21 protein-coding genes, 1 pseudogene and 1 riboswitch are annotated in these 23,921 nt (G+C 33.6%); of the genes and pseudogenes, 7 read left to right on the top strand and 15 right to left on the bottom strand.

Annotated features, from left to right (window positions below; translation table 11 throughout):
• The first annotated feature begins 253 nt into the window (after nt 1-253).
• A complete protein-coding gene (locus SOJ_RS02890) occupies nt 254-724 on the top strand; it encodes a thioesterase family protein (RefSeq protein WP_002506583.1) in 471 nt (156 codons plus the stop codon).
• A gap of 165 nt (nt 725-889) precedes the next feature.
• Here SOJ_RS02890 and SOJ_RS02885 read toward each other — a convergent pair whose 3' ends face one another.
• Nucleotides 890-2,035: a bifunctional cystathionine gamma-lyase/homocysteine desulfhydrase gene (locus tag SOJ_RS02885; protein WP_002506582.1), complete on the bottom strand. Its 1,146-nt coding sequence runs from the start codon at nt 2,033-2,035 to the stop codon at nt 890-892.
• A complete protein-coding gene (locus SOJ_RS02880) occupies nt 2,035-2,934 on the bottom strand; it encodes a PLP-dependent cysteine synthase family protein (RefSeq protein ID WP_002506581.1) in 900 nt (299 codons plus the stop codon). Before SOJ_RS02880 ends, SOJ_RS02885 begins: the two co-directional genes overlap by 1 nt.
• A 223-nt stretch (nt 2,935-3,157) precedes the next feature.
• Between SOJ_RS02880 and SOJ_RS02875 the strand changes: the two genes are divergently transcribed.
• From SOJ_RS02875 to SOJ_RS02865, 3 genes are all read left to right on the top strand, one after another.
• Entirely contained in the window at nt 3,158-4,444 is a 1,287-nt protein-coding gene (locus SOJ_RS02875; RefSeq protein ID WP_002506580.1) for a homocysteine synthase, read from the top strand.
• 330 nt (nt 4,445-4,774) lie between these two features.
• Nucleotides 4,775-5,527: a threonine/serine exporter family protein gene (locus tag SOJ_RS02870; protein WP_002506579.1), complete on the top strand. Its 753-nt coding sequence runs from the start codon at nt 4,775-4,777 to the stop codon at nt 5,525-5,527.
• Nucleotides 5,528-5,539: 12 nt separating this feature from the next.
• Entirely contained in the window at nt 5,540-5,998 is a 459-nt protein-coding gene (locus SOJ_RS02865; protein WP_002506578.1) for a threonine/serine exporter family protein, read from the top strand.
• Nucleotides 5,999-6,083: 85 nt separating this feature from the next.
• On the opposite strand, the gene SOJ_RS02860 is transcribed toward SOJ_RS02865, so the two are convergent.
• The 6 genes from SOJ_RS02860 to SOJ_RS02835 form a co-directional block, all read right to left on the bottom strand.
• Nucleotides 6,084-6,980 carry an ROK family protein gene (locus SOJ_RS02860; RefSeq protein ID WP_002506577.1) on the bottom strand — a complete coding sequence of 299 codons (897 nt, stop codon included), beginning with the start codon at nt 6,978-6,980 and terminating at the stop codon, nt 6,084-6,086.
• A gap of 109 nt (nt 6,981-7,089) precedes the next feature.
• Nucleotides 7,090-8,025, bottom strand: a complete 936-nt coding sequence (gene manA / locus SOJ_RS02855; RefSeq protein WP_002506576.1) for a mannose-6-phosphate isomerase, class I — start codon at nt 8,023-8,025, stop codon at nt 7,090-7,092.
• A 16-nt stretch (nt 8,026-8,041) separates the two neighbouring features.
• A complete protein-coding gene (locus SOJ_RS02850; RefSeq protein ID WP_002506575.1) occupies nt 8,042-10,006 on the bottom strand; it encodes a fructose-specific PTS transporter subunit EIIC in 1,965 nt (654 codons plus the stop codon).
• Nucleotides 10,007-10,085: 79 nt separating this feature from the next.
• Entirely contained in the window at nt 10,086-11,951 is a 1,866-nt protein-coding gene (locus tag SOJ_RS02845; protein WP_002506574.1) for a BglG family transcription antiterminator, read from the bottom strand.
• Nucleotides 11,952-12,154: 203 nt separating this feature from the next.
• On the bottom strand, nt 12,155-13,087 hold the full coding sequence (locus SOJ_RS02840; RefSeq protein ID WP_002506573.1) for a lactate/malate family dehydrogenase: 933 nt from the start codon (nt 13,085-13,087) through the stop codon (nt 12,155-12,157).
• A 91-nt stretch (nt 13,088-13,178) separates the two neighbouring features.
• Nucleotides 13,179-13,997 (bottom strand): MetQ/NlpA family ABC transporter substrate-binding protein, encoded by an 819-nt coding sequence (locus tag SOJ_RS02835; RefSeq protein ID WP_002506572.1) that lies wholly within the window; start codon nt 13,995-13,997, stop codon nt 13,179-13,181.
• Between the two features lie 91 nt (nt 13,998-14,088).
• Nucleotides 14,089-14,193: riboswitch (SAM riboswitch) on the bottom strand.
• Nucleotides 14,194-14,497: 304 nt separating this feature from the next.
• Here SOJ_RS02835 and panE point away from each other — a divergent pair.
• Nucleotides 14,498-15,415 carry a 2-dehydropantoate 2-reductase gene (gene panE / locus SOJ_RS02830; protein WP_002506571.1) on the top strand — a complete coding sequence of 306 codons (918 nt, stop codon included), beginning with the start codon at nt 14,498-14,500 and terminating at the stop codon, nt 15,413-15,415.
• 383 nt (nt 15,416-15,798) lie between these two features.
• Here panE and SOJ_RS02825 read toward each other — a convergent pair.
• A pseudogene (locus tag SOJ_RS02825) lies at nt 15,799-16,986 on the bottom strand (tripartite tricarboxylate transporter permease); the annotation flags it as partial.
• A gap of 74 nt (nt 16,987-17,060) precedes the next feature.
• Here SOJ_RS02825 and SOJ_RS02815 point away from each other — a divergent pair.
• Together SOJ_RS02815 and SOJ_RS02810 are read left to right on the top strand one after the other, a co-directional pair.
• Nucleotides 17,061-18,202, top strand: a protein-coding gene (locus tag SOJ_RS02815; protein ID WP_156789163.1) for an IS3 family transposase whose coding sequence is annotated in 2 segments (ribosomal slippage) — nt 17,061-17,331 and nt 17,331-18,202 — 1,143 coding nt in all. Because the reading frame shifts where the segments join, the coding sequence is not laid out codon by codon here.
• Nucleotides 18,203-18,481: 279 nt separating this feature from the next.
• A complete protein-coding gene (locus SOJ_RS02810; RefSeq protein WP_002506568.1) occupies nt 18,482-18,838 on the top strand; it encodes an MmcQ/YjbR family DNA-binding protein in 357 nt (118 codons plus the stop codon).
• A 103-nt stretch (nt 18,839-18,941) separates the two neighbouring features.
• On the opposite strand, the gene SOJ_RS02805 is transcribed toward SOJ_RS02810, so the two are convergent.
• The 6 genes from SOJ_RS02805 to SOJ_RS02780 form a co-directional block, all read right to left on the bottom strand.
• Nucleotides 18,942-20,300, bottom strand: coding sequence for a PTS ascorbate transporter subunit IIC (locus SOJ_RS02805; RefSeq protein ID WP_002506567.1), 1,359 nt, complete (start codon nt 20,298-20,300; stop codon nt 18,942-18,944).
• Between the two features lie 23 nt (nt 20,301-20,323).
• Nucleotides 20,324-20,608, bottom strand: a complete 285-nt coding sequence (locus tag SOJ_RS02800) for a PTS sugar transporter subunit IIB (protein ID WP_002506566.1) — start codon at nt 20,606-20,608, stop codon at nt 20,324-20,326.
• Between the two features lie 5 nt (nt 20,609-20,613).
• Nucleotides 20,614-21,054: a PTS sugar transporter subunit IIA gene (locus tag SOJ_RS02795; protein WP_002506565.1), complete on the bottom strand. Its 441-nt coding sequence runs from the start codon at nt 21,052-21,054 to the stop codon at nt 20,614-20,616.
• 14 nt (nt 21,055-21,068) lie between these two features.
• Nucleotides 21,069-23,012 (bottom strand): BglG family transcription antiterminator, encoded by a 1,944-nt coding sequence (locus SOJ_RS02790; RefSeq protein ID WP_002506564.1) that lies wholly within the window; start codon nt 23,010-23,012, stop codon nt 21,069-21,071.
• A 242-nt stretch (nt 23,013-23,254) separates the two neighbouring features.
• Nucleotides 23,255-23,581 carry a PTS lactose/cellobiose transporter subunit IIA gene (locus tag SOJ_RS02785; RefSeq protein ID WP_002506563.1) on the bottom strand — a complete coding sequence of 109 codons (327 nt, stop codon included), beginning with the start codon at nt 23,579-23,581 and terminating at the stop codon, nt 23,255-23,257.
• Nucleotides 23,582-23,591: 10 nt separating this feature from the next.
• Complete coding sequence (locus SOJ_RS02780; protein WP_002506562.1) at nt 23,592-23,912, bottom strand: PTS sugar transporter subunit IIB; 321 nt, start codon at nt 23,910-23,912, stop codon at nt 23,592-23,594.
• Nucleotides 23,913-23,921 lie beyond the last annotated feature (9 nt).

The raw sequence follows: 23,921 nt of genomic DNA, 5'->3' as shown, positions 1-23,921 counted from the left end.
TACACGTCTATACATAGAAAATCCGTATTGCCTTTCACAATAATGTAAACGTTTACATATTCATAGTAACTCACTAATCTTTAATTTTCAAACCGCTGAAAATACTTATCCTTGATGGTATTTACATTATATAATACGCACTTTTCAACTAATAATAATATCATTATAGAGAAAACAAATTTTTAAACTTTTCACTATAAAACTGATACAATTATATAGTCCAATATTAAAAAATAATTATAGGAGTGGTCTCATGGTAGAAGAATACATATATAGAAATACCGTACAACCATCTTGGATTGACCGTAATAATCATATGCACGACGCACAATATTATTCAATTTTCAGTGATGCAGTTGTTGGTTTCTTTGAATCTGTAGATTTATCAATTTCATATCGTCCCGATCAAGAGATCACGATATTTAGCATTGAAGCACATATTTCTTTTTTAAATGAATTATTACTAGATGATCAATTTTATATCAAGTTTCATATACATGACTATGATGCCAAGAGAGTGCATTTGTTTTTAACGATGTATAATGAGCAGGACGAACGCACGGCTACTTATGAAGTCATTATGATGGGCGTAAGTCACCATACAAGACGTAGCATGAATTTCCCTGAACCTGTTTATGATAAGATCAAAACATATTTTGATAGCCAACAACCCTTCGACATTCCAAAACAATTAGGTCATGTGATTGGTATTCCTAGAAAATAACTCTGTGATACATAGAAGCCTTATCTTAAAACTAAACTTAAGTCCTAATAAGCCATTATCCAATATGACATACAAAGGCTACAAAAGTACTACATAGATATTACAACAGAACAGTGTCTTATAAAAAAGAACCTCCAAATATTGGAGGTTCTTTTTTATTATTAATTATTTTAGGTGATCTAACGCTTTTTTTAAATCTTCCACTAAATCTTCAGTGTCTTCAATGCCAACTGAGAGACGAATTAGCCCATCTGCAATACCTTCTTTGGCACGAATGTCTTTAGGAATAGATGCATGTGTCATTAATGCTGGTACAGAAATTAAACTTTCTACTGCACCTAAACTTTCAGCTAATGTGAAATATTGCGATTCACGGATAATTGCTTTGGCACTTTCTATATCCTCAACTTCAAAAGCAACAACACCAGTATGTCCTTCTGATTGTGCTTCGTGGATATCATGGTTTAAATGTTCAGCGATGCTTGGATGAAATACTTGTTTAACATTTTGATGTTGTTGCAACATTTCAATAATTGAAAGTGCATTACGTTGTACTTGTTCCATTCTTAGCCCTAATGTTTTAATGCCACGAATTAATAAATAACTATCTTGTGGTCCCAACACGCCGCCTGTTGAATTTTGAATAAATCCAATACGCTCAGCTAGGTTCTCATCATTTGTAGCAACTAGGCCTGAAACGACATCACTATGACCACCAATGTATTTTGTAGCTGAATGCAATACAATATCAATACCCAATGTTAATGGGTTTTGGAAATATGGCGTCATAAATGTATTATCAACAACTGATATCAAATTATGTTTTTGTGCAATTTCAGCTGATTTTTTAATATCTGTTACTCGTAATAATGGATTTGAAGGTGTCTCAATATATAACATTTTTGTTTCTGGTTTAATATATTGTTCCACTTCATCTATATGCGTTGTATCTATGAAATCTGCTTTTATTCCAAAACGTGAAAACACTTTTGTTAGAGCTCTATAAGTGCCACCATAAACGTCAGAATTTATCAATAAATGATCGCCTTCATCTAATAACATAATCACTGCTGATATTGCTGCCATACCTGAACCAAATGCATAACCATATTGACCATGTTCTAAATCAGCAATTAAGCCTTCTAATGAACTACGTGTTGGATTAGCTGAACGAGAATATTCATATCCCTGTCTCATATCACCGATGTCATCTTGCATAAATGTACTTGTTTGATAAATTGGTGTAGTTACTGCACCTGTATATGGGTCTGTAGTAGATCCGCCGTGAATTAATTGTGTTTTTTTATTCATTAATGATTCTCCTCATAATTAAAGATTTTTTGTGACATGTATCGATCACTACCATCAGGAAAAATCGTTACAATAACGCCACTATTGATGTGTTTTTTTACTTCTAATGCACCTTGTAAGACTGCGCCAGAGGAACTTCCTACAAGTAAGCCTTCTCGTTTTGCCAATAATGCTACATTTTCAAAAGCCTCTTTATCAGATACCTTAACAATATCAGAAACTAAGGATTCAGGTAAAAACTGAGGCCACTTTTCAGAACCGATACCTTCAATATCATGGGGATGTTGAGCTCCTCCACTTAATATAGAACCTTCCGGCTCAACTATGACATTCTCTACATTTAAGGAAGTTAAGTGTTCTGCAACACCTGTAAATGTACCTCCTGAACCTATACCAGCTACAAAATAATCTATTTCTGGCAATGCTTCTGTAATTTCTTTGCCCAACGTTTCTAAATATGCTTTCGGGTTGTTAGCAGATTCAAATTGATTTAAATAAAGTGCGCCTGTTTGCAATTCAAATTGCTTTGCTGCTTCTTGAGCACCTTGCATGCCTAGTGCTTGCTCAGTTCTTCTAACTTCAGCACCTAAGGCTTTAATAATAGCTATTTTTTCTTCTGCAAAACCTTCAGGTGCAAAAATAACTGCATTTATATTATGATGGTTGGCTGCAATAGCTACGCCAATACCCGTATTGCCTGCTGATGCCTCTACTACAGTTCCACCTTTTTGTATTAAGTTGTTCTCTAAAGCTTTTTCAATTAAATACTTCCCAAGTCTATCTTTAATACTACCGCCAGGATTGAATTGTTCTAATTTAGCATAAATTTGAACATCCTCATTACTAAAAGATTTTAATAATACCATAGGTGTATTGCCGATTAAATCATATGCAATCATCATAGTCCTCCACACACAGGTGTTTTTAATATTTTGTTTATTCCCTACTATACTGATATGAATTATAAATAGTTTCAGCCCTTTTTGCAAATTTTATAATTAAAATATTGTAAAACACTTAAAATAAATCCTTACTTTTTTAATAAGAATACTTGAATTCACTATATAGCTCTTGTATAGTATTAGTTATCAGAAAATTCAAATTTATAGGAGGATTTACATTATGAGTCAGAATTCATGGCATTTAGACACATTATCAATTCATGGCGGTCAACAAGTGGATGATTCAAAATCACGCGCAGTACCTATCCATCAAACAACGAGTTATGTATTTGATAGTACAGACCATGCACAAAAATTATTTTCGCTACAAGAAGACGGTAATATTTACACGAGAATTATGAACCCAACACAAAATGTCTTTGAAGAACGCATCACGGCTCTAGAAGGGGGCGTTGGCGCTTTAGCTACTGCTTCAGGACAAGCTGCAATACATCTCGCATTATTAAACATCGTTGAAACAGGTGATGAAATTGTTGCTTCTTCAAACTTATACGGTGGTACATATAATTTATTAAAAGTGACATTCAAAAAATTAGGTATTAAAGTCCATTTTGTAGATCCTAGTAATCCTGAAAACTTTAAAAATGCTATTACAGATAAAACGAAAGTTGTTTATGCAGAAACAATCGGCAACCCTCGTATTGATGTTCTAGATATAGAAGCTGTTGCAGATATTGCTCATGATAATGGCGTTCCATTAATTGTTGACAATACATTCCCAACGCCTTATTTATTACGTCCGTTTGATCATGGTGCTGACATTATTGTTCATTCAGCCACTAAATTTATTGGTGGCCATGGTACTTCAATCGGCGGTGTCATTGTTGATAGTGGTAAATTTAATTGGGATAACGGTAAATTCCCTGGCTTAGTAGAACCAGACCCTAGTTATCATGGTGTCTCTTATGCGAAGGATGTAGGAGAAGCTGCGTTTATCACTAAAGCACGTGTTCAATTATTACGTGATTTAGGTGCATCTGTATCACCTTTCAATGTTCATGAGTTCTTAATTGGTTTAGAAACATTACATCTACGTATGGAACGTCATTCAGAAAATGCTTTACGCATCGCTCAATATTTAGAAAAACATCCAAATGTAACATGGGTAAACTATCCTGGTTTAGAAAACAATGCTTACAATGAATTAGCTCAAAAATATCTACCAGATGGACAAGGCGCTATACTCACATTTGGCGTTGATGGTTCAGTAGACGATATTGCTAATTTCGTTGAAGGATTAAATTTATTCTCACACGTAGCAAACGTTGGTGATTCTAAATCATTAATCATTCATCCTGCAAGTACAACGCACTTACAATTGTCACCAGAAGAACAAAAAGCTTCAGGTGTACTACCTGAACTTGTAAGATTATCAGTTGGAACAGAAAAAGTAGAAGACATCATTTCAGATCTTGATAATGGTTTTAAAGCATCACTTGGAAATTAATGAAAAAATTTCCTTAGTGATGCTTATGCAAAAGCCTAGCTTTTGTAATCCTTAATTCCACTTGGAAACTAATGTTAAAAGTTTCCTTAGTGACGCTAAGAACCAAGTTCACACTCTGAAAATATAGCACGTCAAAAACGCCCAAACAAATAAAGGTTGGGCGTTTTTTAGACTGCGCGCTATTATCTCGTCACACAAACCGAAGACTCCTGCGTGTGTAAATTTTATATTTCAACTCCTATATTCTATTAATAAAGGTATTTACCTTTGTGTTTGTTAATTAATATTGGGATAATAACAATAATTGTTCAATAAGTTGGAGGTGCATGTTTGGATAATCAAAAAGATCAAATAACCATGAATGTCATATTACTTACCGGTAAAATACTTTTATCTTCTGGCGCTGAAGTATCGCGTGTTGAAGATACTATGCGTCGCATAGCAATTTGTATGGGCTATTATAATAGCCAAGGATATGTCATAAATGTGTTTATCAATTTTTCACTTAGTGAGGAACACGATACGCGCATTTTACGTATTAATAAAAATATCACCAACTTATTGAAAATATTTCAAGTTAACGCAATTTCACGAAAACTCACGAGTAATCAATTGTCTATAGAAGAAGCTTATGACCTTTTAAAAAATATAGAACGTACATCAGTAACAATTCCATTGTGGAAGAAAGGTATAGCAGCCGGCATTATTTCATTGAGCTTTTTATATTTACAAAATGGTACATGGCCAGATGCACTTACCGCAATCATAGCTGGTGCTACAGGATTTTTAATCGTAGAGTATATGCATAGTAAGTCACTGACTATGTTTATACCTGAATTTGTAGCTTCTTTTGTAATAGGAACAATTGTTATATTTGGGTCTAAATTATTCAATGTTGATAATATGTTTGGACCTGCCATGCTTGCTTCAGTTATGCCAATTGTTCCTGGCGTGTTAATAACAACCGCAATACAAGATTTATTTGGACGTCACATGCTTATGTTTACAGCAAAATTTTTGGAAGCATTAGTTATTGCTTTTGCGATTGGTTCAGGCATAGCAATTGCGTATTCACTATTTTAAGGGGGATTCTTCATGACTATTTTAATTACATTCTTATGCAGTTTCAGCGCCTCTTATTTCTTCAACGTGATTTACGATTCGCATAAAAAGGTATTTCTTCCCGCCGGATTTGCTGGAGCCATGGGTTATATCGTCCATTTTATTTTAAGCGAGCATGGACAAATGGATACAATATACACAAGTTTATTAGGTAGTTTAACTCTAGGTTTAATCAGCCATACTATGAGTCGAATATATAAAGCGCCTGTTGTATTGTTTATGATTCCTGGTATTATTCCACTTGTTCCAGGAAGCATTGCTTTCAGTGCGACACAACAGCTCGTTACGCTTAATTTTACTGACGCGACTAACACATTTATTCGTGCTATTTTGATAGCAGGTGCGATTGCTTTAGGTTTGTTGATTTCAGATCAATTATCTAAAACTTTGAACATACGAAAATACTTAGCTATTAAAAGAAATAAACTTTAAAAAGACTACACACTATTGTTATACATTTCAAAGAGGTTTATAAAAACGTTATTTGATAGTAATACAACATATGTGTAGTCTTTTATTATGATTCATTCACAAAATATAAACCCGTTAATACATTAGCTTCTAAATCACTTACTTTAATACTAATGGGACTATTTCGTACTAAATGATGTTCTTTTACATAGGTTTCTATACTTTCTTTATAAGGCAATGGACTTTGCGTCACGCCGCCGCCTAATACAATATGATAAATATTAAATACACTAAATAAATTTGTACACAGTTGTTGAGTTAAGTTTAAAACTTCCTCAATCATATGACTTATTGTTTTGTCTTTACCTTGAACATACATTTCAATGGCTTCTTTTGTACTCACTTCTCTTTTTAGAATCCCACTCGCTTTTCTGCTAATCGCTAATCCAGAAATCTCATTTTCAACACAGCCATATTGCTTACAGACAGGACATTGGTAACTACTATCGCTTTTAATTACTGTATGGCCAATCTCACCAAAGTTCCCGTCAATGCCAGAGATTAATTGTCCCTGTTTCATATAAGCCATGCCAACGCCTGTGCTAATCGTTAAGTAAATGAAATCCTCAGTTTGTGCTTTTATATACTGATGTTCTGCTAAAATTGCAGCATCCGTATCATTAACAAATCGTGGCTTAAATTCACTATTCTGTGTTATATAAGTACCCGCATTAAATCCATTATATTTTTGCAAATTGGGAGGATTTAAAAATAAGCCTTGATTATAATCACAAGGACCTGGCATCGCAATATTTAACGAAGTTTTATCGACATTTTCGAAATTCTCTACATAGTCATTCGCCAGGTTTATAATTTCTTCAAATTCCTTTTCGGGCACATCTTTATCCGTTTTAAATTTTTGACTCGCTACGATTTCTAAGTCTTCATTGATAAGGCCCACAATCGTTTTAGTTCCTCCAATATCAACACAAATTTTCAACATCAGGCACCAACTCCATCATTTATTAGTTTATCTTAATTATGTATAAAAAGAGGCACAGACAAAACTAATTTGCCTTGTGACAAATCAAATTCATCTTGCCTCTCCTTATTTATACATGGCTGACAATCATCGTCATGTCACCATTAAATTTTATCTCTGTATCTTCTGTTGTCAGTATAAAGTGCGTACCTTTGTTTAAACTATAGTCGCTTCCATCTACAGTAATTTGTCCGCTACCTTCAACAATTGAAACAAGACAGTAGTCATGCGGTTTTCTATAATTTAAGTTACCAGCGATCACCCAACGTTCAACTGTGAAAAAATCATTAGACACAAATTGTGTGTACTGCTGCCCTTGGATATTTTCATGTATTGGCGTCGTGTTAGGTGAATCTTCTGAAAGATGAATTACAGCTTTACTCTGTTCTAAGTGCAAATCACGTTTATTTCCATCTTTATCTACACGATCATAATCGTATATTCTATATGTCGTATCCGAAGATTGTTGCGTTTCTAAAATCATAATACCTTTTCCTATTGCGTGTACTGTTCCAGCTGGTACATAGAAGAAATCTCCTGCTTGTACTTTTACTGTTTTAAAAAGTGTATCAAATTGTTGTCGATCAATCATTTCGTTTAATTCACCCTGATTTTTAGCGTTCACATCATAAATAATCTCTGCATCTTCTTGTGCATCTAGAATATACCAACACTCTGTTTTGCCATATTCACCTTCATATTTTTGTGCGTATTCATCATTTGGATGGACTTGAACTGATAATTTATCGTTTGCATCTAATATTTTCGTTAATAAAGGGAATTTAGTATCACCAGTTTCACCAAATAATGCTTTATCTTCATTCCATACTGCTTCTAATGTTTTACCTTTATGTTTACCATTCTCAATTATATTCGGTCCATTAGGATGTGCTGATATCCCCCAACATTCACCCGTATATTCATTAGGAATATCATAATTGAATGATTTTAAAGCCGTACCACCCCAGATACGTTCTTGAAAAACAGGTTGTAAGAATAATGGCATATGCTCATACCTCCAATTATATTTCTTTTAGTATATCGTATATTTGTTCTGTATGTGTTGCATCGATTAAACTTTGACGGATATTATCATCCATTAGCGCTCTAGATAAACGCTGTAACAATTTCAAGTGAGTATCACTACTATCACTTGGTACTGCAATTAAGAAAACAATTTTTGGCAATGTGCCATCTAAGCTATCCCAATTCACGCCTTGCTTATTATTCATAACTGCTACGATTGGTTTTTTCACTGCATCTGACTTGGCATGAGGTACTGCCACATTCATGCCTATAGCCGTTGTCGACTCCATTTCTCGTTTTAAGACGTCTGCTTTCAGTTTTTCCGCATCTGTAATGTAATCATATTTATCTAATTGAACTACAAGATGTTCAATTGCTTCGTCTCTTGTCAATTTCTTCTCTGATATTTCAATTACCTCTTGCTGAAATACTTCAATTTCATCATCTGTTGTTGATTGTTTATCTTCTTTTTCTTCAGCGCTATTTTGCGCAGTTACTTCTGAATCATTCTGACTTTGTTCTGTCATTCCTGCTTCTGTATGCGCTGCATCTCCAGCTATTGCTGGTGTTTTTCTTCTTAGTGTTAACACTGAGAACATTGTCACAACACTACCTACAATCACTGCTATAAAGAACCAGAGCACTTGGTCAATACCACCAAGCACAGCTACGATAGGTCCACCGTGTGCTACTCTGTCACCTACGCCACCAATTGCTGCAATCGCCGCTGCAATCATAGCACCTATCATATTAGAAGGTATAATACGTAAGGGATCTTGAGCAGCAAAAGGAATCGCACCTTCCGTTATACCAAATAATCCCATTGTAAATGAAGCTTTACCCATTTCTACTTCAGCTTTATTAAACTTGCGTTTGTTGATAAATGTTGCAAGACCTAGACCAATAGGTGGTGTACATACTGCAACAGCAACCATACCCATGACTGCATAATTTCCTTCAGCAATCAATGCTGAACCAAATAGAAATGCAACTTTATTTACTGGTCCACCCATATCAAAAGCAATCATTGCTCCAATAATCAACGCTAAAATTACGATATTTGTTCCTTGCATCCCTTTCAACCATGTCGTTAAGCCTTCAAAAATACTAGCAATCGGTGCGCCAATTAAGAAAATAAAAATGAGACCTACGATAAGTGAAGATATTATCGGTATAATGATAATCGGCATAATTGGAGCCATTGCTTTTGGTATTTTAATATTTTTTATCCATTTTGCAATATAACCTGCTATGAAACCTGCTACGATACCGCCTAAAAAACCTGCACCTGCGTCACTACCATAAAAACTACCATCAGCAGCTATCGCACCACCAATCATCCCTGGCACAAGCCCCGGTTTATCTGCAATGCTTACAGCAATATAACCTGCCAAGATAGGAACCATAAAGCTAAATGCTAAATTACCGATATTTTCAATTGATTTCCAAAATGAATCTTCCGGTATTACTAACCCTTCAGGTGTGGCTTTGCCTCCTAAAGTCAATGCAATTGCCATCAATAGTCCACCAACAACGATAAATGGAACCATAAATGAAACACCATTCATCAAATGTTGGTATATCATTTGCATGCCACTTTTTTGCTCCTCATCATCTTGATTAGAAGCACCTGTCGCATTAGCTTCATGATGTATGTGTGCATCTTTATCGATAATACGTTGAATGAGTTCTTGTGGTTTATGAATACCTTCTCGAACACTTTCATTGATTAATAATTTCCCATCAAATCGAGATAAATCTACTTGGCGATCTGCGGCAATAATAATCCCATCCGCTTCTCTAATTTCTTTCGATGTCAAAACATTTTCAGCACCAACGCCTCCCTGCGTCTCTACTTTAATGTCTATACCCATTTCTTTACCTGCTTGCTCTAATTTCTCTTGAGCCATATACGTGTGTGCTATCCCATTTGGACACGATGTTATCGCTAATATTTTCATAACGTTCATCCTCCTTACTTTTAATTGTAAACGCATTCATGAATAAATAAAAAAGAATAATTGCCGTTAGTAGTGGCAATTATTCTTTCACTAACTGAATTACTTTATCCCTTAAAATTTGATCTTCAAGCACTAACAACTGATCTACATCATTTTCAGTTAAATTGGCTATCGTATGAATAATCTTTTTCATAGCTGGAATATCTTGTTCTGCTATTGCTAAGAAAAAGACTAATTTCGCTCGATTTTGTTTCCAGCCAAAACCCTGCATGTTTTTAAAAATCACCACGTGTGATTTCAGTACCTTTTCAGGATCGCCATGAGGAATACTAATCCCATTTCCTATAAAAGTAGAAGAAAATTTTTCTCTTTCCAAAGCACTTTGGATATATTTTTCGCTAACTGAGTGGTTGTCCCCAAAAATAATTTGCGCCTGTTCAAATACATAGGATGCTTCTGTTAGCTCTTGCTTGTCTGAGTGCACATCAAATTGAATGGCTGCTAATTCATCCTGATTTAGCACAGGATTTTGCTTATGGCGTATAAATGATTGAATTTTATTAGCATCTTCATTGGAAAATAATGGAGAAACCTCCATTACTTGTAATGTATCTGGCACCTGAAATTTATCTATAAAATGCGTCGTAATCAAAGCATCGACACCTGAAAAATCATACTGTGACACATTTTCTAATTTCAATGTATCTATCACGTGTATCCTATCATCTAAATTTGCTATTTTAGCTTCCAATAAACTTGAAATACCCAAACCATAGTAGCAAGTAATTACGATATTAAAACGATTTTTTTCATTACGATCTATTGATGATTGAAAATGTAATGCTAAAAATGCAATTTCATCTTCTACTAGATTTATTTTTGCGTCTTTAGACAAATGATTTACTGTTTCATATAATGTGTTAAAAACAAAAGGATAATGTTTTTTTATATCTTCAGTTAATGGATTGTTAATGTAGACATTTTTAGCAATACGTAAGTAGGTTCTACTAAAATGTGAATAAACATTGTCACGTAATGCTTTATCTTTAGTAAAATTCACTCCAACACTTTTTTCCATTTGATATATCATTCTATCGATATAACTTTTAACGAACACTTTTTCTAAGCCTAAATCGTATTTATTAAAATAGTAACTAATAAAAAATGAAAACAATTTAGCTGTTTCATCACTTAGACCATATGCTAATTTACGATTTATTTCGTCTATGCAATGCTGTGCTATAATTTGTGATTCTTCATCTACAACCCACGAAGCGTCATTGTCATTGTTTCTTTTAAAGATAATAATAAGATGTATGAGCAATTGTCGAATTCGAATATCGGAAGTTTGTATTTGGTAATCACTTAAGTTATTTTTAATAATTTGAAATATCATTTGGATATGTGCTTCCGGTATTTCATTTAGAATGAATTGCTCTACAGTCTGGTGTTTTGTAGAGAGCTGATTTAAATGGAGAATCGCATTTCTTATATTCATTTCGTTACCATTAACTGTAATACCTTTTTTCTTAGAAATATTTACATTAATATCAAATGAGGTACACCATGATTGTATTCTCTTTAAATAGTCATTTACTTCTGATCTTGTTAAGGCAAAGTCATTTTCCAATTGATCAACAGTCATGGGTTGTTGATGCATTAGCAATTGGTACCCTATTTTCAACAGTATTTCACTTTCTTTATTCGTATATGCTGTAACGATTTCTGCTAATTGTTCCACGCTATATAAGGTACGGTTCATTTTATAACCTCGACCCTTTACACTAACAATTAGTTCTTTCACTAACTCACTATTAATATATTTAATATCACTTCGTACAGTTCTGTTGGAAACATTCAAGTAGTTCGCTATTTCGTTTGCACTTAAATAATCATTACTATTATTTAATATTAAACGAATAAGTTTAGCATGTCTTTCTTGCATTTCTGCACCGCACTTTCCACATTCTTACACGCCTTATTAGTAAGCGTTACCTATAATATCAAATACATTGTAGCTATAACTCATTATATAAGCAAGGAGTTCACTGTTTATTTAACATCACCTTAATTTCTGCTATAAATGCTTATTTTAAATAAAAAAAGAGATAGCAACTGAATTTTTCATTCGTTACTATCTCTCAATTATTAATTTGTTACTTTACTAATTGTTTGTTTTATATATCGATGCGCCTCTTTGAGTTGCGCAATTTCTGTTGGACTAAGTTGAATTTCAAACCTCTGTTTAATACCTTCACGTCCCACTAATGTAGGTAGGCTAAAGGCACTCTCATTCAAACCATATTCATTACTTATTGAAGTTAACGGCATGATGCTCTGCTGGTTTAATGCAATTGCTTGTATTAAATAATTAACTACTTTCGATATCGCTACATTTGTCCATCCTTTTTTATAAAACACATCCATAGATACCTGATCTATTTCTGAAGTTATGCGCGTTTTATCGATAGGTGGAGTATCCGTCAATTGTTGAAATTCATCTAATGTCATGCCATAAATTCTAACTTTACTCCATACAGGAACTGCATGTTGCCCGTGTTCTCCAATCACAAACGCTTCAACATTCTTAGGGTCAACTTGGTAATATGACGCAATCAATGTTTTAAATCGAGATGTTTCCAAAGATGTACCAGTACCAATTATTTTATGTGAAGGATACTGAGATGCATTGCTCATATAAGTAATTGTATCTACTGGATTGGAAACTAAAATAACAATCGCATCTTGTGTCACTTGATTAATTTGTTTCATGACTCCTTCAATCATAATTCGATTACCTTTCGCAAGCAATACCCGGTCACCCTCATTAGGATCTGTTGGCACACTTGCTGTAATTACAATGAATGAGGCATCGGTTAAATCCTCGTAATTGCCCTCGCGAATATTGATGTGGGTTGAATTAGGTAAACCTTGCGTGTGCAAATGATCCAGTGCTTCACCACTTGCTTTTTCTGTATCTGTATCAATTAATACAATATCTGAGAATAAATTTAAATTTTGGACGTCTGTAAGTACTTGGCTTCCTACTTTACCAAGCCCAATGATTCCTATTTTGGACATTTTATCCCCGCCTTATTTATAGAATATTAATATATGGTACTTTTAATTACTATATAAAATGTAACCAATTTATTGTGTTATCTATGACAACCTATTTTTCATACGGAATGACGTCTTGACCGTATTCTTTTTTAATAAAGTCTTGTGTATCTTTTGATTGTAGTACTTTAATTAACGTTTGATATTTTTTATCATCTTTATGGCCATTTTGAACGGCGACTATATTTGCAAATGGTGATGATTTATCCTCAACTGCAATCGAATCTTTATGTGGTGTTAGTCCATTATCGATAGCATAGTTGGAATTCATAATAACTGCCGCGCCTTCTTTGCTGTTATATGTTTTTGGTAAAAATTCAGCACCTTGTTTGTTATTGAATTTTAAATCCTTTTTATTTTCTACAATATCCTCAAATTTTGCATCTTCAATATTTACACCTTTTTTAATTTTAATTAAACCTTTATCAACAAAAAATGATAAGAAACGTCCTTCTTCAGCAGGATTGTTCGATACATAAATTGTTGAGCCTTTAGGGATATCATTAATATCTTTATATTTTTTACTGTACACACCCATTGGCGTAGTTAAGACTTTTCCTACTTCTTCAATATTATAGTTATGATCTTCTTTTTCAGCTTTTAGATAAGGCACGTGTTGGAAAAAATTTGCATCTACATCGCCTTTATCTAATAATTTATTAGGCACTTTATAGTCATTCACTGTCTTAATTTCTAATTCATAACCTTCTTCTTTCATTGCTTTTTTAGCGTGTTTTAGCACTTCGCCATGTGGCGCAGGAGACGTTGCTATCGTGATTTTTTTATCCTCACCTTCACCCTTTGAATTTCCGCACGCTGCTAATATAACTGCTAATACTAATAACGAAACTAAACTTATAACCCTTTTCATCAAATCTCTCCTTATAATTTGTTTTAATTTACGACTAAAGCTATGTATAAAAAATACTTTCTCTTGGTTTTCAAGAGAAAGTATCCACCTTCCCTCATCTTTGAAAGTAAAATTACTTTCTGTGAATTAGCACCATTTCAAAAACGACGGTTGCTGGGCTTCATAGGGCACATCCCTCCACCACTCTAGATAAGAGTAAATCATATGTATTTGATTGTTTTAATCCTAGCATCGCACTCATGATTAGTCAATAAGTTTTTAGAAAATTCTAAATCATTTGTTTTCATAAATATTTCCACTTTCGTTCCATGTGAAACAATGCTCATTCTGATAGTTAACTTTATAATTTGAGAAGCTAAAGAAAAAATAACACCTTAATTTAATATATACATCTACAATAATAATATAAAATATATATAAAAATATGCGTAATAATTTTATGAAGTGGTATATATATTAACAAGATAGAAATAATACATAACACGAGGAGTTGCATAATAATGAGAATTTTAGTCTTAGGAGCAGGTGGTATCGGGGGCTACTTTGGTGGTCGCTTAGCTGAAGGTGGTCAAAACGTTACATTTCTAGTACGTTCAAAAAGAAAATCATATCTAGAGCGTAATGGTCTATCTATTCATAGCGAAAAGGGTGACTATCACTTTAACCCTCAACTTATTACAAGAAAAGACCGTGTGAAACCATTTGATGTAGTACTCTTGTCTTCTAAGTCTTATCATTTAGAACATGCACTTGAAGATTTAACACCATTTGTTAACGGTAATACAGTGATTATTCCATTACTTAATGGAATCGCACATCTACCAAAGTTACAATCAACTTTCGGTGAAAATAAAATTATGGGTGGTTATTGCGTTATTGAAACGACTTTAAACCCCGTTGGTGAAATCGTTCATACAAGTCCTTTTGACAAACTCTTTTTTGGTGAATTAAATGGTGATCAAAGTGAACGTGCTGAACAAATTGCTCAAGCTTTTTCAAATACCAAAGCTGAATTTATTTTAAGTTCAAATATCCAGCAAGGTATGTGGCATAAATATTTAATGATCACTGTACTATCAAGTCTTACTACACTCATGCATGCACCAATTGGACCAATTCGTGATAGCGTGGGAGGCATTGATTTTATTGAGTCACTATACAATGAAGTCGCTTCAATTATGCGTACACATAGTGCGCCTATTTCGGATAATATCGTCGATCAATATATGAAATCACTGCCGAAATTATCCTATCACTTCAAGACTTCTATGCAACGAGATATGGAAAAAGGATTAAATATTGAAGCAGATCATTTACAAGGTTATTTGTTAAATTTAGCAGCATCATACCAATTAAATGCACCTCTGCTAACTACTGTTTATCAAAACCAAAAAGTATATAAGGAAATGCTTCAATAATAACTATTTAAAATCGTTGTTTATAGAACTTAATGAGTAGTTGCATAGTGCCGACAAAGTTGAAGACTTTGTCGGCACTTTTTGTACACACTTTCAGCAGGCATGAGCCATCCTATAGTATTCTGCTAGTACTTTTCCCGCGGGGTCGGCACAAATCACTGCCTTGATTCATTGATGTAACTAAATATAGGACAACAAATATATAAATGAATTAGCGAAAAAGAATTCTTCCATTTCCTTGTAAATTTAGTAAAGAAATTGATAAACAAAGATTATCTCAAGGAAAAACATCTATAAAAAATAAACCAAATGCTTTTATAGCACTTGGTTTATTTACGTTTTGAAACCTCTCATGACATAACATAATGAGTAGATTTATTATGTTATTTTTTCACTTTCATTCTTTTAAATCCTTTTATAATCAGTGGATAGAACAGCGCTAAAATAGTCATCAATGTCAATACGATACTAATTGGGGATGCCAAAAAGATATCTGCTACATTGTTATTACTCACTATTAAGCTTTTACGAAAATTCTGCTCCATATCTGAACCTACGATTGCTGCCAAAATTAAAGGCGCAGCCGGGAAATCTAATAATTTCATAACTAAGCCGATAATACCGAAAATAATTAGAATATAGAAATCAGTGATACTATAACCTAATGTATATGTACCGATAAACGCTAGCACCAAAATAATAGGATATAACACTTTGGGTGGTGTACGTAATATTTTTAACAGTAATCCTATTAAAGCAATGTTCAAAATGACTAAGAATATATTACCAATAAACATGCTATTAACGAGTGTCCATATCGTTTCAGGTTCATTTGCAAATAATAAAGGTCCTGGTTGTAAACCTAGCATAACGACTGCACCTAAAATTACAGCTGTTGTTCCTGATCCTGGCACGCCCATCGTTAATAACGGGATTAAAGCACCTACGGAAGCAGCATTATTAGAAGCTTCTGGCGCAGCTACGCCTTCTATTTGACCTTTACCGAAATTCTTGCCATTTTTAGATATTTGTTTTTCGGTTGAATAGCTTAACATTGCCGCAATAGAGCCGCCGGCTCCTGGTAATACACCGATTAAGAAACCAATAGGACTTTGGCGAAGCATAGCGCCTCTTGTGTTCTTTATATCTTCCTTAGATAATTTCATTGATCCGACATCAGCTTTAGGTGGTTTCAATGCATCTAAATGTAAATAATTATATAATACTTCTGCTACGGCATATACCCCAATGATAACGACTAAGAAGTTGATACCTTCACTTAAATGAGGTAAATCAAATGTGAAACGATAAATACTTGTTTGTAAATCTACCCCTACTGTACTAATGATTAAACCAATACTTGTCGCAATGAACCCCTTGACCATCTTCCCTGACGATAAAGTTACAATAGCTGAAAGCGTAAATAAGAATAATAAAAAGTACTCTTGAGGACCAAATTTCAAAGCAAAGGCAGATAACGGTTTAGCTAAAATGATAAAACCAATAACTGCTACAATACCTCCAATTAACGAAGCTATAGCTGAGATCGTTAGGGCTTTTGAACTGAACCCAATAAGTGAGAGTAAAATAAAGACACTTTCGTTGAATTCATATTAAAATGAATTTATTCGGAGGTGTTTTTTCTATGAAAAAAGTAGTGTATTCAGTAGAAACTAAAAACAAAGTAATAGAAATGAAAATTCAAGGTTATTCTACTAAACATATTATGGAAACTTTAAGTATTAAAAGTAAAACTCAAGTACAAAGATGGTGGAAATGGTATAGAGATGGTGAAAGCAATAGGTTTCATCAACAAGTCGGAAAACAATATTCGTATGGAAAAGGAATTGAAGAATTAAATAATGAAGATAAATTAAAACTAGAAATTAAACGTCAACAAGCTGAAATTGATGTTTTAAAAAAGTACAAGGAATTGGAAAGGAAGTGGCGCCAAAAGTAATAATACAAGTGGTTAATGCGTTGAAATCAAGTTATTCAGTTAAGGTAATATTAGGGGTTTTTAATATCTCAGAATCTACTTATTACCGCTGGAAACTTAAAAATTATGAAGTAGATTCAGTTGAAGAAAAAATAAAATATATTTGTCGTAAACACAACTATACCTATGGTTATAGAAAAGTAACTGCCGAATTAAATAAACATAGCGTCAAAAAAGTAAACCATAAAAAAGTACAAAGAATTATGCAGGAAAACGAGCTGAATTGTCGCGTTAAACCTAAAAAATCTAAAAGACCAGGTAATCCATTTTATAAAACAGATAATTTGCTACAGAGAAATTTCAACGCAAGCCGTCCATTAGAAGCACTTGTAACGGATATTACTTATTTACCTTTCGGTAATACAATGTTATATCTTTCGTCAATTATGGACGTGTATAACGGAGAAATAATTGCTTATACGATAGATAATCATCAAAATCAAAGTTTAGTAAACGACACATTGAATCAATTAGAAATTCCAGATAGTTGTATACTCCATAGTGATCAGGGCAGTGTTTACACATCTTATGAATATTATAAATTGTGCGAAGAAAAAGGCATTACCAGAAGCATGTCCCGTAAGGGAACGCCAGCTGATAATGCCCCGATTGAATGTTTCCATTCCTCGCTAAAGTGCGAAACATTCTATCTAAACAAAGAGCTCAAAAGCTCTAATAACATTGTAATAGATATTGTCGAAAATTACATTGAAAACTATAATAAAGTTAGAATTCAACAAAAGCTAGGCTACTTATCTCCTATAGAATTCAGAAAATCAGCAGCCTAGAAAATAGTGTTTTTATTAAGTTCCCATTTTAAGGGTTCAGTGCCATTTCTCTCCCATTCCTTTTTTGTGCACGCTTACCGTGGTCATAGCCTCAGCCTGTAGTCTTCGGCTAGCGCTTTTCCCGAAGGAGTGAGTCAAATCACTGCTTTTTTAATGAAAATGGTTATTTTACAATCCAAAATTTCATACAATTGTATAGTACATTCATAAACACACTGCCATATCGCTAGAGATTAAATTAAAATAATACGGGAAGATAATTAATAAGAAGGTGAAATAATGTTAGATAGAGAAGAAGTTTTTAATTATGTGAATCGTAAGTATGATGTAAAACCAGATTATCCTTGGCAAACTTATTCGAACTTTGCAGCTTTAAGACATAAAGATAACAAAAAATGGTTTGCTTTAGTGATGAATATTTCTCAAGACAAAATAGGATTAAATGGCACTGATGAAATAGATGTATTGAATTTGAAAGTCAGACAAGAATTTATTGGTCCTTTAAGAAAAAAAGAAGGGTTTTACAAAGCCTATCACATGGATAAGTCCAATTGGATAAGCATCAATTTAAATGAGATTAACTCTATAAATCATATTAAAGATTTAATAGCAGAAAGTTTTGAGCTAACACATTAACTCTGTTCATTTTTAGCAAAACTTCACGTTAAATTGATATTAAAAACAGGTGAGCATCCTTTAGTTATAAGATGCTCACCTGTTTTATTTTAATTATCTAATTTTACTGTTCTTCTGCTTCTTTTTGATTCGTACGTTTTTGTAATAATATTGCTACCGCTGCTAGGATTAGGGCTAAGACGGCGATACCGATAAGTCCAAGGTATTTAGCAATATTACCAAAGACAATACCTACGACTAAGAAATCTGTATCTGAGAATGTCGTTGCTGCGCCACCAAGTTCTCCTAAGAATGGCAAGAACAGTAGTGGTAAGAATGTAATTAACAAGCCATTTAATGCTGAACCTGCTATTGCACCTCTAATACCTCCACGTGCGTTACCAAAAACGCCAGCAGTTGCCCCTAAGAAGAAGTGAGCTACTACGCCTGGAAGTATAACTACGCCACCAAATAAGAATAAGACGAACATGCCCAAGACCCCAACAATAAAGCTGACAAAAAAGCCAATTAATACAGCATTTTGTGCATAAGGGAAAACTATAGGACAGTCTAATGCTGGTTTTGTATTAGGTACTAATTTTTCAGAAATACCTTTAAACGCTGGCACGATTTCAGCTAATATTAGGCGTACACCTGTTAATATGATAAACACACCAGCTGCAAAAGTAACCCCTTGAATCAGTGAAAATACAATAAAGTTTTGGCCGTCACTAATTTCTGTATGTACGAAGGTTGGCCCCGCAAATAATGCTGCCACAAAATAAAGTAATGTCATTGTGAGTGAAATACTGATTGTACTTTCTCTTAAAAAGCTTAAGCCTTTTGGAAAATTAATTTCTTCAGTTGATTTAGATTTCCCTTTAAATAACTTTCCAACCTCTCCAGCTGCCCAATAACTGATTGTACCAAAGTGACCTAGAGCGACTTGGTTAGTTCCAGTTATTTTCTTCATCGTTGGTTGTGCTAACGCTGGTAATATAGCCATAATTAATCCTAAAATAATAGATCCCGTGATTACTGTCAATGTCCCAGTGATATTACCTACTGACAGTAATATAGCTAAAAAGGCTGCCATATAAAATGTATGATGACCAGTTAAAAAGATATATTTCAAATTCGTAATACGTGCGATAATGATATTAACAATCATCCCAAACACCATAATTAATGCTGCTGTTGTGCCATATTGTTCTAAAGCAATTGAAATAATTGCTTCATTATTAGGTACAACACCTTGCACGCCAAAAGCGTGTTGGAATATTTTTCCAAATGGTTCTAATGATTGTGTTACAACATTCGCCCCTGCGCTTAACACTAAAAATCCAAGTATTGTTTTAATCGTACCGGACGTGATGTCAGTGGCAGATTTTTTCTGCATAATTAGACCTATCAAAGCGATTAAAGCAACTAATATAGCAGGTTGACTCAAAATATCAACGATAAAATCTAGTATAGGTTTCATAACGTTGCCCCCTTACTTATAATTTATAAAATGTTCAAATCACTTAATTTCTCATTCAATTTATTTTGTAACTCTTCCTTATCTAGAATGTTATCTAAAACAATAACGTCCCCTAAGTGCTTTGTATTTTCTTCTAAATCTCTACCGCAAATAAATAAATCTGCCATATCAGGACTCGCAGACATAACATCACTGTGTTCTACTTTAATGTCTGATGGTGCATTTAAATTTTTCAAAGCTTCCTGTGCATTCATTTCCACCATAAAGCTACTTCCTAAACCGTGACCACATACAACTAAAATTTTCATTTTCATCATTCTCCTTTAAATATATTTATTATTTCATCAATGTCTGTTGCTACTAATAATTTATTAACTGTGTTCGAATCCCCTAAGATGGTTGCTAAATTCCTTAATATTTCTAAATGGCCTTCGTTATCAACAGCGCTTAATACAAACACGAGAGAAGCATGATGTCCATTTTCAGAAAAGTTAATATGGTGATTCAATTTCAATAAACTTAATCCTATTTTTTTGACATCATCACTCGGTCTAGCATGCGCTATTGCGATTTCAGGTGCTATTACAATATAGGGCCCTAATTCTTCTACGCTATAAATCATCTTTTCAATGTATTGTTGTTTAAAGTACTCTTGTTCTAGCAGAGGTTTAGATGCTACACGAATTGCATGTTTCCAATCATCCACTCGATCTCGTATCAGTACTTTATCTGATGATAAAATTTCCAGACTCATTTATATCCCCCTTATTAATGTTGACTTACATCACGAATACATGACATGATATCTGCTATATTTCCAGAAAACAGTGTTGCTCTCATTGCTTCGTCCATGATTAGCTCGCTAAATTGTCGCAAAGCATTTAAATGTATCTGCGGCTGCTCCGTAGCTAATGTAATAATGATATGCACTGGATCGTATTGCTGATGATTAAAGGTCACACCCGTTTTAAAATGAACTAAACTAAAGCCTACAGGTTGTTTAACATGTTTATGGTTAGCATGAATCAATGCAATATGAGGACTAATTACCATATAAGGTCCAAATGCATCTAATTGTTCAATAATGTCAGCTGCATAGGCCTCATCTACGATTTGGTCATTTACAAGCGGTGATACACATTGTCGAATTGCATCATTTCTTAAAAGTGTTGGCTGTTGTGTCAATATTCGAGATTGTGGTAATACTTCTTGTAACGTTGGTCCTAACCCTTTGACATCATTTACATATCGTTCTCTTGAATGGTTGATAATTTCATTTAATTGTTTTCGATCATCTTTATTTAAAAATGGTGAAACCCTAATTACTGATACACTTGCTTGTTCAAAAGGGACAGTAGAAATGATATAATCAATACCTTCATGTTTTAGCATTACTTCATCTATTTCATATATAGAATAAGCATCTACAATTTCTAATTCCGGATAAATATGATCCATCCTACTTTTTAATAATTGAGAAGTTCCTATACCTGATCCACAAAGTAATACGACTTTAATGGCATTTGTTGTCACTGCTGAAATCCGTTCAATCGCAGAAGCAAAATGCAGTGTGATGTATGATATTTCATCATCAGTAAAGTCGATTTGGTAATTTTCTTCAATGCCCCATACATGTCTTTTGATTCCCTCTATAATATGGTCATACTGCGCATGAATCTCCTTATTTAAAGGGTTCGCATGCGTCATATCAAACTTCAATCGATGAATTGCAGGTCTCAAATGTACGATTAAACCATTTGCTAATTTGCTATCAGACATTAAATCTAATCCTAACTCTCCACTCATACGTTCAATCAATTGTTCTGTTAATACCTCTAAATCGTCTATTTGTTGATTGAGTTCATTCACTTCTGACGTTTTAGCACCTAATAAATGCAAAGTAATAAAAGCTGCCTCACTTTTTGGAAATTCAATCTGAAAAATATCTTCTAATTTTCCTTTAATTTTAAGCGCAATATGAAATTGCTCTGTTTTAGAGAGCTTTTCATACTCTTTATCAGGTATGTCGAAGGCGAAATGTTCATTTGTACGATGCAGCGCAATCAAAATGTGATAAATCAATCCGTCAATTGCACTTTGAACTAACTGATATTTCGCATCTAATAAGATAGAAGTGACTGTTAAACGAATTTGTTCTAACTCTTTATTCGAAAAAAGTTGATGTCCCATATGATGTGTATGCGTTTGAAAATATTCATGTACACGTGTGGCATAGGCTTTACGATAAGCATTTTCCTCACCCTGTATCACAAACCCTTTATTTTTCTTGTACTCAAGAAGCAAATCGTTTTCTTCTAACCAAGATTGAACATTTTTCAAATCTTCAACAATCGTACGACGTGTTACTGAAACTAAAGTTGCTAATACTTGGGATGATGTGGGTTCAATCGATTCAAACAACTTCAAAGTGATATATAATATGCGTTCTTTCTTTGAATAATGCATCGATGTTCCTGTATATTTTGGCTCTAATGTTGCCAACTGAGGAGCTGTTGTTGTAATCTTTATCCCATCATATTTATTCCGATGTATCGTTAAATCTAATTTATCTTCCATAGTTTCAATATATTCAAGATCATATTGAATTGTTCTTTCAGATACATTGAACTGTGTTGCTAAATTATGAATTTGAACAAAGGCTTCACGTTCAAGTAAGTACGTTAATATATGATGTTGTCTCTTGCTTAACACATCAGCAACCTCCTTACAGTTATATTGTAATCGCTTTCTTGCACGTGTGGATGTGTAATCTATTTCGTCTCACAATACGAAAAGTTGCACACCTAATTTAAAAATACTATTTTTAAATTATAAAATGCATAGACCTAATTTGATACATCTTTATTTATTTTTCAAAACAAAAAAGATGTAAAAGTAACTAAACTTTTACATCTTTTGCTGACATTGATTCAATACCATAACAAATCATACAATTATTTATTATTTTTTACTTCTTTATACAAATCTATCATTTCCTGTGCAAGATCTTTAAAAGTGATAGCTGTCATTAAATGATCTTGACTATGCAATGTTAACAGCGTCAAATTGATATGTTCACCTTGTGCTTCCTTCGTTAACATGTTTGTTTGAACATGATGCGCTTCAAGTAATGCATCTTCAGCTTGTTTTAGTTTCGTTTCCGCTTCATCAAATCCACTTTTTTTAGCTGCAAATATGGCTTCCATCGCACTACTTTTAGCATCACCGCTATAAGTAATGAGCGACATTGCAAATTCTAAATTTTTCTCTTCTTCAGACATCATCCCACCCCTATTCGCTCATTAAACGTTCAGCAGCACTTAATACGTTTGCGCCATTCATCGTACCGTAATCCGTCATTTCAATCACTTCTACGGGTATGTTTTTTTCCGCACCTTTTTTAGTATATTCATCTTTTTTAAAACGCACTTGTGGTCCTAACAACAAAACATCTACTTGAGCATCTTCAATTTTCTGATCTGCTTCTGTCGTTGAAACTGCAAATATTTCACGGTCTAACTCTTGTTTTTCAGCTTCTTTTTGCATTTTCTGAACTAACAGACTTGTACTCATTCCTGCTGCACATACGAGCATTATTGTTTTTTCTGCCATATAAATCCC

Source organism: Staphylococcus sp. OJ82, assembly GCF_000294465.1.
Classification (GTDB): Bacteria; Bacillota; Bacilli; order Staphylococcales; family Staphylococcaceae; genus Staphylococcus; species Staphylococcus equorum.
The sequence above is the reverse complement of the archived record's forward strand: the minus strand, read 5'-3'. Positions and strand labels throughout refer to the sequence as shown.